At 43.9% G+C, this 11,024-nt stretch carries 9 protein-coding genes; all 9 read right to left on the reverse strand.

The genetic code is table 11. The annotated features are described in order from the left end of the window. Nucleotides 1-158 precede the first annotated feature (158 nt). A complete protein-coding gene (locus tag RH949_RS31645; RefSeq protein ID WP_446358796.1) occupies nucleotides 159-2,120 on the reverse strand; it encodes a pentapeptide repeat-containing protein in 1,962 nt (653 codons plus the stop codon). 117 nt (nucleotides 2,121-2,237) lie between these two features. Further along, the gene (locus RH949_RS31650; protein ID WP_446358798.1) at nucleotides 2,238-3,365 is read right to left on the reverse strand and encodes a DUF1963 domain-containing protein; all 1,128 of its coding nucleotides are present in this window, start codon (nucleotides 3,363-3,365) and stop codon (nucleotides 2,238-2,240) included. Nucleotides 3,366-3,376: 11 nt separating this feature from the next. Then, nucleotides 3,377-4,870, reverse strand: a complete 1,494-nt coding sequence (locus tag RH949_RS31655; RefSeq protein WP_446358800.1) for a pentapeptide repeat-containing protein — start codon at nucleotides 4,868-4,870, stop codon at nucleotides 3,377-3,379. 128 nt (nucleotides 4,871-4,998) lie between these two features. Then, a complete protein-coding gene (locus RH949_RS31660) occupies nucleotides 4,999-5,541 on the reverse strand; it encodes a nitrogen fixation protein (RefSeq protein WP_446358802.1) in 543 nt (180 codons plus the stop codon). An 82-nt stretch (nucleotides 5,542-5,623) separates the two neighbouring features. Then, entirely contained in the window at nucleotides 5,624-6,226 is a 603-nt protein-coding gene (locus tag RH949_RS31665; protein ID WP_446358804.1) for a hypothetical protein, read from the reverse strand. A 141-nt stretch (nucleotides 6,227-6,367) separates the two neighbouring features. Further along, nucleotides 6,368-6,676, reverse strand: a complete 309-nt coding sequence (locus tag RH949_RS31670; RefSeq protein WP_446358806.1) for a hypothetical protein — start codon at nucleotides 6,674-6,676, stop codon at nucleotides 6,368-6,370. A gap of 307 nt (nucleotides 6,677-6,983) precedes the next feature. After that, complete coding sequence (cydB, locus tag RH949_RS31675) at nucleotides 6,984-7,997, reverse strand: cytochrome d ubiquinol oxidase subunit II (protein ID WP_446358808.1); 1,014 nt, start codon at nucleotides 7,995-7,997, stop codon at nucleotides 6,984-6,986. 8 nt (nucleotides 7,998-8,005) lie between these two features. Next, the gene (locus tag RH949_RS31680; RefSeq protein ID WP_446358810.1) at nucleotides 8,006-9,448 is read right to left on the reverse strand and encodes a cytochrome ubiquinol oxidase subunit I; all 1,443 of its coding nucleotides are present in this window, start codon (nucleotides 9,446-9,448) and stop codon (nucleotides 8,006-8,008) included. Between the two features lie 300 nt (nucleotides 9,449-9,748). Next, a complete protein-coding gene (locus RH949_RS31685; protein ID WP_446358812.1) occupies nucleotides 9,749-10,609 on the reverse strand; it encodes a prohibitin family protein in 861 nt (286 codons plus the stop codon). Nucleotides 10,610-11,024: the final 415 nt, after the last annotated feature.

Consider the following 11,024-nt stretch of genomic DNA (forward strand, 5'->3'; position numbering starts at 1 on the left):
CGGTACATTGTCGATCCCCTTGAGTCAAAAAATAGTTTGAAACCCTTGTTTAGTATTGCACACTCATGCAGCAAGCCCTAACTATGTTGTTGGGTTTCGTTCCTAAACCCAACCTACTTGCTTCAGCTTAGAGACTGTACCTGATCAAGGATTTCTCTTCAAGCCATAGCATACAGGATTTTTGAGAAATCACATCTGGCTAAAGCTGAACTTTGAATATAGAAAAAAAGCGAGCCATCTTCTACAAGCCGAATCTTCAATAGCAGTGTGTCAAAAGGGTCTTCGTTTGAATCCAATTGGTAATAGGGACGGGGATCGTTCTGTTCAAAGGAAGTATGTCCACCCATTTGAAGATTGCAATACCATTTACCGTTATTGAAAGTCTCGTAATAAGCATTACAAAAATCTTCTGAAAGATTGCTTTGCTCAAATTCAAGATCATCAAGTTCATCTTCAAGTTCATTGAGTCGCTCGAAGATACTATCTAAACAATCAGCAAATTTATCTTCTAAAGTAATAGGTGCATATCCTTGAATCCATTGAATTGCTGAACAATTATCGGGATAAGGATCTAAAAAACTATCCTTTTCAGGTAAGAAACTAAAATCAGTAGTCAGGTTATTTTCGTTCAAGTCTGGTTCTGGAAAGTAGAGAATACGAAAATGATTTGGACTGCCATAACTATCATGATCATCAGCAATATAGAATTGCAAAATACCTTGTTTTGGGAAACCTTCGAGATGGGGTGTTTCGGCAAAGTTAATTTGTGCCAGCAGATGCAAATATTCGCCGTCTGAAGTTTTGGGATAGTCGTATCCTTTTGGTAAATAGGGAAACCCCCCTTTACTTTTTTTCATCCCGGCAAATTTACTTTGCCACCAGGTAAGATTTTCATCAGGCACAAGATAAATTGCCAGATGGGGCTTAATTGTAGCTTGAATTTCCTCGCGAAAACGTTCGAGAATGGCTGGCATGACTTCGGCGATCGCATAATTTGAGGATTGTGAATTCATAGATGCCCATGCTTGACGCAACATGGGGTCAATAGTTGTCAATTCATCAATTTCAGTACCGAGAAGCTTTGCACCTTCTAAATTTGCCCAGGCGAGATTTGCCCCTTTGAGGTTGGCATTTTCTAAGTTTGCCCAGCTTAGATCGGCATTACTCAAATTGGCATTACTTAAGTCTGTATTGCGGAAATTGGTTTTATAGAGTGTTGCAGATTCGAGGTTAGCTCCAGCTAGGTTTAATTCTTGACAGTCTTGACGACTCAGGTCAATATTTTGCAAATCTAAATCCTCAGCAACTCCATTGAGAACAGCCCAAATTTTTCGCCAGGTGGGGTCAATTTTGGTTTGAGCGTCAATTATTGCGTCTCGAAGGAAAGTTGTAGATAGTGTCGCCCCCTGTAAGTCTGCTCCTTTTAAGTTGGCATGACTAAAATCTGCATAAGTAACATCAGCTTGTTGGAAATTGACTTGTTGCAGGTTGGTGTGACGAAAATTGACTTGCCTCAGTTGAGCTTCTTGGAAATTAGCATTGCTGAGGTTAGCATCGCTAAAGTTACCTCTATCTAAGGAAGCACTAGCAAAATTAGCATTTTTTAAACTGGCGTTACTAAAATTACCACCTTCATAACTAGAGTACGCAGCTTGAAAGTTGGCGCGATCGCCTTTTACCTCTTGCAAGTTGGTGCGGTCTAGACTAGCATTTTGTAAATTAGCCTCTTCTAAATTGGCGTTTTTTAGATTACTAAGAAACAGGATAGATTTTGTTAAATTCGCTCTTTGCAAATTAGCACAACTGAGGTCTGTATCAGGCATATAAGCATCTTCTAAAATAGCGCCTTCCAAGTTGGCATTACTCAAATTTTCTTGAGAGAGTCTGATTCTTGTTAAATCTGCACCTTGCAAATTTGCCCCACTGAGGTTAAATCCCGATAAAATCAATTCTGCCAAGTCAGTTTGGGGATTTAGTCCATTTTCTATTATTCTTTCGAGGAAATTATCGGCACTTTCTTGACGTAGGCGATTAACAATTTCTTGGCGATCGCTCCGGGTTAATTGACCTTGGCTTTGCGGCTGTGTTGCTTGATCGGGCTGACCAGATTCATTATTCATTGAACTACTTTGCTATCTGCGACGACATGGTGGTTGTTATGAACTACTCGTAATGGGTTTACAGCAATACTTTTGCACTATTTAACAATGCAGAAATTGAACGTCAAGCCAATTACATCAGAGTGTGTTTTCTACTACATAAAAAACACGGGAAAAGTCCTGCCGGACTAAATCCGATTGCTGTATGTAAAACCAAAGAACTTCTCCTGATAGATTTATTTGGAGCAGCATCGTATCCAGTGGGCCGTCAAGTCCCTCGAAATCCGTCGAATACTCCGGTGGATCTTCTTGGGGAAAGAGAGTATAGCCACCGAGTCTGGCAGATATGTGAGTATAACTGGTAGAATCTTCAGGTTTACTTGTAGTCGTTTCTTCATTAGTCCTTACTTCAAACGCTTCTCCCCAAGAATCATAGGCTCCTTCATAGGCTCCTTCATAGGCTTCTCTAAATGCCTCAAGATCGCTCCGATCGAGGTCATGCAACAGCACATCATAAAACTGATAGTCCTCTGTTGGCATGAATTCATATCCAGAACTCCACTGAATGGCTGAACAAGTGGGGGGATACGCGCCCACAATACTAAATTCTGCTACTGCGTCCAGATCTCTAAGCTCTGGGTTTTTGTCGGGCAAGAAGTCAAAGTTGGTTTCTAGATTGGCCTCATCCATATCTGGATCAGCAAAATAGCGGATACAGAAGGTTGTTTGTTGAAACCAGTCGGTCTTATCAAATTCACTATAGTGTTCGTGGAGACAACCGTAATAGCCACTATCGGCAATAAAAACCTGAAGAATCCCCTGCCGTGGAAATGGCTCCATAGATGGCGCTTCGGCAAAATTAATCTGAATCAACAGATGCAAATATTCCCCTTCTGGTGTTTGAGGATAGCTCATTCCTTTGGGTAGATACGGCAAGCCAGCCCGACTGATTTGTTCTCCCGGAAACTTACTACTCCACCAGGTTAAAGTATCGTCGGGAACAAGGTGAATTCCCAGATAGGGTTTAGCAGTTGCTTCGATGCGATCGCGATAAGGTTCGAGAATGGCTGGCATCACTTTCCTGATCACATAATTTGAGGATTCCGCATCTAGAGGAGAATTAACCACAGCCCAAGCTCTGCGCCACATTGGGTCAAGATTCGTCGTTTCATCAATCTGAGTTCCGAGAAAGTTTGCCTTACTCAAATCAACTCCCGCTAAATTAGCACCTTTGAGGTTGGCATTTTCCAAGTTTGCGGATGTCAAGTCAGCATTACTCAGATCGACTTGGAGAGCCTTGTAGATTGAAGATTCGCCCCAGCAAGATTCATTCCTTGGAAATCCTGGCTACTGAGGTTAGCATTGCTTAAATCTAGATCCTCTGTAACTTGATGATTGAAAATCGCCCAAATCTTGCGCCAAGTAGGATCGAGTTGCGTTTGAGCGTCAATAATAGTTCCTTCTAGACGAACTTCCGATAGTTCTGCTCCCTGTAAATTTGCTCCCTTTAAGTTTGTATGACTCAGATTTGCAAGACCTAGATAGACTTTTTGTAGGTTTGCCTGTTGGAGGTTGGCGTTAGAGAAATTGACTTGAACCAGGTATGCTTGCTCGAAATTTGCATGACTGAGGTCAGAATGGCTAAAGTCTAGCTTGTACAAGGATACATTCGCAAAATTGGCTCCCTTAAAACTAATGTGGCTGAAATCATCTTCTTGAGGGAAGCGAGCATTTTGGAAGTTGGCGCGATCGCATTTTGCTCCTTGCAGTTTGAGATTGTGAAGACGGGCATGTTGTAAATTAGCGTCTTCTAAAGTGGCATCAGTTAGATTAGCCCCATTGAGATAAGCGTTGCTTAAATCAGCCTGTTGTAAATTTGCCTGACTTAAATTAGGATTGCCAGTGAGGTCAGCATTACTCAAATTTGCCTCTTTCAAATTAGCACCGCTTAGATCGACGGAAGATAGATTGCTTTGTTGTAAGTTTGCCTGCTGTAAGTTGGCGTTAGTTAACTTAGCGTGATACAGGTTAGCATTACTCAAATTTGCCTCTTTCAAATTAGCACCGCTTAGATCGACGGAAGATAGATTGCTTCGTTGTAGATTCGCCTGTTGTAAATTGGCGTTAGTCAATTTAGCCTGATTCAGGTTAGCATTTCGTAAATCTAGATCCTCTGTAACTTGATTATTGAAAATAGCCAAAATCTTTCGCCAAGGGTGATCAAGTTGCGTTTGAGCGTCAATGATAGTTCCTTGTAGAATAACTCCCTGTAAATCTGCTCCCCGTAAATTTGCTCCCTTCAAGTTTGTATAACTCAGATTTGCATGAGATAGATTGACTTTTTGTAGGTTTGCCTGTTGGAGGTTGGCGTTATTTAAATTTGCATTGTTGAGATTAGCGTTGCTTAAATCAGTCTGTTGTAAATTTGTCTGACTTAAATTAGCATTATTGAGTTCAGCATTACTCAAGTTAGCTTGAGATAAATTGACCCCAGTTAAATCAGCACCTTGCAGACTAGCAGGACTTAGATTGACTCCCGATAAATTAAGTTCGGCAAAGTCAGTTGCCGGATTGAGTCCAATTTCTCTGGCTCGTTTCAGGAAATTATCAGCACTTTCTTGACGCAGAAGATCAACAATTTCTTGGCGTTCGGTTCGGGTTAATTGACCTTGGTGTTGCGGCTGTGTCGATTGATCGGGATGATTCGATTCGTCGTCAAATGCACTATTTCGCCGTCTGCGACGACGTGGAGGTTGTCCGGAATCACTCATGGTGGTCTCGTTGATAATACTTTTGTACTATTTAGGATAACGACGTGGAAATTGAACGTCAAGTCGAAGGGTCAATCCCTTGATCACGTAGAGACGTAGTATGTTAAGTCTCTACATTTTCCCATTCCCTATTCCCCATTCCCTATTTCCGCTTCGCGTAGCGCTATAATTTCGCGATCGCGGTGTGGTTTAATGACTTTTTTAACGGCTTCAGACATACTATAATTCGTGCGGACAATTTGAGGACAACGGAGACAGGCAGCTTTTCCTTCCTGTTGCCACCATCGACAATCTTGACGAATGCGACAGGGTGGTAAGTCTTTCACCACTGTCGGTAATCCCTCGACAATTTGTTGAATAAGATGGCATTGATGTCCATCAAAATGTTGACACCCCCGTTCCCAGCAAGGAGAAGCGATTCGATAGACTTCGGTTGGATCAACGGGTTCAGATAATGCTAGTAATTCATCCGTTATTGGCTGAGGTTCCCGCAAATATGCTACTTGTGGACGGTCAACAGTGCCACCTACTATACCGAAGACAACGCTATCCTGAGTATCAGGGGGAGAGCTAGGACAGAGTGAAGATTTACTGTCTTTGGGATGTGCCATTTCTGACGGCATTGGTGTTGCCTGACTCGGCTGGGTTCTATCTTTTCTTGAATTAGCCATTTCCCTTAAAGAATGAGAATTTATTTGGAATTTAACGATGAGACAACGGGGTTTAATTTTTGGAAGCAAATATTTGATTGAATTAACGCTGTCGATTCATTTTATTTTTCAACCATTGTCTCAGTAAACCTAACGTTTTAGTCGGTGGATCGTTAGCTATCTCAGCTTTAGAGTTATTCCCCGCCTGATCATTAACTTGGTCTACAGATATTACACCCGCTGTTTCCGGAGGAGGCATTGGTGCTGTGCCTGTTAAAAAAATACCGTGACTATCGGCACTGGCTATTTCTCGACGCCCTAACGCTCGATTGACGGCTCGCTCAATCGCTTCCCCTAATTCTTTCGTGTCAATTTCAAGGTCAAACTTGAGATAAATTTGTAATTCTGGAGGCAAATAAGTTTGTAATTCTTGTTTCTCTTTCTCATTAACCTGTTGAGAGAGTAAATTATAGGCTATTAACTGTAAATCACCTGTCTCAGTTTTTACCACTTGGCGTAGCACGTCTTTCCCAGGCTGACCATAGTTGAGCGCCTCGTCTAAAGCCGCCATCCGGATTTCTTCAGACTCACTCGTCAAACGTTGTTTAACTCCCTCTAAGCCACCCAGCACACCAGAATTTAATGGGAAACCTTGTCCGCCTAAAACGGCGTCATTGGGATTGGGTTGATTGGAATTGGCTGTCATCGGTTACAATTGTTGTCGGTGTAGTTAGGAAAAGGTGTACAGAACTGGTACTCTCACGATAATACTTTTGTACTATTTAGGATAACGACACGGAAATTGAACGTCAAGGCAATTACATAATTTCGCGATCGCATCAGCTCATCACTCTAAACGGCTGAGGGTAAACTGTCCTACATTCCTCGCCGTATCGTACCAATGTCCATCAAAGCGATCGGGTTGAGTTAATCTTCCCGCATGAACTGCATAGTAGCCGTTTCCTGGGGTTTCTTGGATGAAATAAATTAGGGTAATTCCTCGCCCTGTTACTACTTCTCCGTTAAACGTACTGGGATTATCGATATCTACATAATGTCCGGTAAAGTTTGTCCCCTCTTGAGTTAAACAGACGGAATAGGTGCGTCCTAACCGCTGAATTTTCCATACTGTTTCAGCTTGAAAACTAGGAAACATTGACTGTTGTTTTAAAGGTTAATAGGTTATATTATGTTCGGTAGCATCAGTTGTGGATAGTGGTAAAAGCATAGAAGGGTAAAATGGTAAGGTTTTTGTCCCAATACCTACAGGTAGGATAGACGAACGACACAACCGGACATAATATTATTTAATTTTTTGTTCAAAACGTATCCGTAAGTAAAGGGCGACCCAATCAAATTGAGTGGACTTGGATAGTTCATTGATGCAAGCGGGTCGCCCCTACGCAGATTTTCTTCGGTTCCATTATGGAGTTAGGCAGACTTATTGTAAAAAATTAGCTCTGCTAAGTTCCAGAATGTTCACCCCTAACCTTCCCTCGAAACACGATGTATTGATAGATGTTGTATGCCAACATAATCGGAATCAGAACACCGATAAAGATGATCATGAACACCAGCGCACTGGGGTCAGCCGCCGCCTCATAAATGGTGATCTGAGTGGGGATAATGTAGGGAAACACAACCAATGCTAACCCAATAAATGTCAGTAAAAACAGGAGAATCGTCCAAATTAATGGCGTTCTCTCTTCCTGTCGATTCAGACTTCTCCAGAGTAGCCAAATCAGCGTAATTCCCAGGAGCGGGATAGCTGCGAAGATATAAACTTGGGGTTGAGAAAAAAGACGCGATCGCGCATATTCATAAAATATGGGTGTGGCAATCGTAATTACAATCGCACCAATTAGCGTGGTGATTGCGGCAATTTTAGCCGTTTTGTAATGGGTGGTTTGTAATTCTCCCTCTGTTTTCAAAACCAAATAGGTTGAGCCAATCAACACATACCCTTGAATTAACGTTAACGCCACAACAACAGATTGCCAGGTGAGCCAATCCCAAGTGTCGCCAATAAAATGACCCGCTTGATCAACCGTAATCCCCGATAGTACAGCACCCAACGCAAATCCTTGACCCAGTGCAGCGCTAAAACTGCCGACACCAAAGGCTAAATTCCAGAAGAACTTACGATCCGCTTGTTCACGAAACTCAAACGCCACTGCCCGAAAGATAAACCCAAACACCATCAAGAAAATGGGGATGTACAAGGCAGTTAAAATTGTGCTGTAGGCTAAAGGAAATGCCCCAAACAACCCGCCTCCCATAATCACCAGCCAGGTTTCGTTGGCATCCCAAACATTACCCAAACTGGTCATTAAAATACCCCGACGTTCCTCAGTTGAAGAAGTCAGGGATAAAATGCCCACCCCTAAATCAAATCCATCTAGCATCACGTAGAGGAAGAGAAACAAGGCTAAAATGGCAAACCAAACTTGGGGAAGAAAATAGGATAATGTTTCCATACAACCTCCTACTGTTGTGTTTCTAGAGGACGTTCATCGGGAATAAATTGTCCCGGATCAGTGTTGACTCCTGCTTGAGTTTCAGAACTCGGTAAAGGGAGGTTGAAATTAGGACCTCGGCGGATAATTCGGCTCCCGAAAAATAAAGCGGCACAAAATAATAGGGTATAAACCCCACTGAAACTGAGTAACGAGGTTAACACATTACTGGCTGGAATATTAGACACAGCGTCTACAGTGCGAATTTGTCCGTAAACTGTCCAGGGTTGTCGTCCCACACAGCGGACAATCCAGCCGGATTCAACCGCAATATAACCGAGGGGTGCGGCAAACATCCAAGCAAACAGAAGCAGACGCTGCTGGGTAATGTTTTCCGGCGACAGCTTACCCCGTAGCCATTGCAGTACACTCACCAGCATTAATCCGGCGAAGAAGAAACCAATGGCAATCATAATCCGGAAAGAATAGTAGATTAACCCTAACAGATGGGGTCGATCTTCGGGTTTCCACTCCTTCAATCCCAATACGGGTTCTGGTAATTCTTTTTTGAATTCCAGGATATATCCCAAAGCATTGGGAACTTTAATTTCCCAATCATTTTGTTCGGCGGTTTCATTGGGAAATGCCAGAAGACTCCAATCTGCGGCAACTCCGGCGGGTATGGTTTCCCACTGCGCCTCCATCGCGGCTAGTTTAGACGGCTGATGACGATACACTTGTTCGCCACTTAAATGTCCAATATAGATCTGTAAGGGGGCGACTGCGATCGCAACCGCTAAAACAATTTTCAACGCCTTAGAAAAGAAGGCAGAATGGCGTTTGTTGAGAATGTACCAAGCGCTAATTCCACCAATCACAAACAGCGATGTCTCCAGAGTGCCAAAGAACATGTGCAGAACGCTGTTCATCATGAAGGGATTAAAAATTGCCTGAAAATAATCACTGACAATAAACTTGCCATCGACAAATTCTCCCCCGGCTGGGGTTTGCATCCAGGAATTGGCGGCTAAAATCCAGAACGTGGATAAATTCGCCCCGAATGCCACCAGGATAGTGGCAACATAGTGCATGATTGGATTAACACGCTGCCAACCAAACACCATAATCCCCAAAAACGCCGCTTCTAGCATGAACGCCATCGACGCTTCAAAGCCGAGAATGCTGCCAAAAAAATTACCAACCGCCTCGGAAAAGGATGCCCAGTTGGTACCAAACTGAAATTCCATTGGCACACCTGTGGCGACACCAATGCCAAAGTTAAGGACATACAGCTTCGACCAGAAGCGAGCATGGTAATAATAATCAGGATTGTGCGTCTTTAGCCATAGTCCTTCAACGATAACCAGGTAAATACCCATCCCTGTGGTGAGAACGGGCCACAGCATGTGAAAAATAGCCGTCACCGCAAATTGCAGACGTGACAGCACGACGGTATCAGACAAAAATTCCATAACCTTCCGTTACATAAGACCTGAACATGGACTAGAAAACCTGCGATCAGGCTCATGACCCGATTAGTTATCATGCTAACGCGCTGAAACCTTTACCACGAGTGGCATATCCTCCCCAAGGGCATTCTTTTTTTAGACGGGGAACGAGACTTAAGGGCGACCCAAGCCAATTAAGTCGAGGGCGACCCAAGCCAATTAAGTGGACTGGAGTTGTTAATTAGGCTAAGCGGGTCGCCCCTACAGGTTGTTAATTAGGCTAAGCGGGTCGCCCCTACAGGATAACCACAGGGTTTCGTTTCATCACCGCGATAGCGTCGGTTCCTGTGCCACATCCCCTAAGTTAAATAGGAATGGCACACTACTATTGGAATCACCACTCATGACCAAAACTTTCGGCATTTGCGCCCCACCTTGTTTCCAGGCTTCAATCGCTTCTTTTTGCAGAACCAGTGGTCCGCCTTGCTCTCTCAGGGTTTCCGCCAGCAGTCGTTGGGCTTCGGCTCTACCCTTAGCGCGATTAATGTCCGCTTGGGCTTGTTGTTCGGCTTCCCGGGCAACGTAAACAGCACGTTGCGCCCGTTGTTCAGCGATTTGTTTTTCCTCAACCGCCCTGGAGAACTCTGGCGAGAAGTTTAGGTCAACCACACTGGTATCCAGGACGATGATGCCATACTTTTCCAACCGTTCATTCAAAGCATTATCAAAGTCCTGCTTTAGTTCAGTCCGTTTGGTGATGGCTTCTTCTACCGTTCGCCGAGCCGCTGCAACTTTGAACGATTCCTGAGTTTGAGGGGCGATAATTTTCGAGACGATATTCTGTAATGTGCCTTGTGTCCGTCGGATCGTAACCACCTGTGTGGGATCAAGGCGGAAGTTGATCGCGAAGCTAGCCGAGAGATCCTGAAGATCCTTAGTGGAACTCTGGGCGGGAACTTCAAATTTTTGCACGGTCACATCATAGACGTCCACCACTGAAATTAAGGGGGGCTTGATGTGGATTCCCTCTAGTAAGGCTCCATCTCTGGCTTTACCCAAGATGCTGATGACTCCGGCTTGACCTGGGTTGATGATCACAAAGGAGCTAAAGCTAAGGAGAATCAAGGCTGCTGCGATAATCCCTCCCACTAAAGCTTGCCAATTCTGTGAATTCTGATACTTCAACGTTTACTCTCCTTACTTAAACGCCATTGGCGACTCTTTACAGCCTACCAATGTTCAGACTCAATTGCGGCGATAACGGGAAGATAGGGAAGCTGGGGGAGTTTGTTCCAGACGTAGCAGGCTACGTCTGGGAGGTGGGGGTGATGGGGTGATGGGGTGAGCTTACTTTTCACGGGATCTGGAAAACCTCTCTCCAAACCTCTCTCCTACAAGGAGAGAGGCTTTGAATTCTCCCCCTTCCGTGCAACAAGAACTCTCGCATCCTCTATCCTCCCCCCCTGACAGGTGTAGGTTTTTTATTTTATGGTTGGGACAAGACAAGGAGGACAAGGAAGGAAAGAAGACAAGGGGGAAAAACCGTACAGAATTCGGTTCGGTCAAACTAACTTCTAAAAGCCGAAACGCCCTATTTTTC

Origin of the sequence: Coleofasciculus sp. A1-SPW-01 (assembly GCF_040217205.1) — a bacterium.
In the GTDB taxonomy this organism is placed as follows: Bacteria; Cyanobacteriota; Cyanobacteriia; order Cyanobacteriales; family Coleofasciculaceae; genus Coleofasciculus; species Coleofasciculus chthonoplastes_A.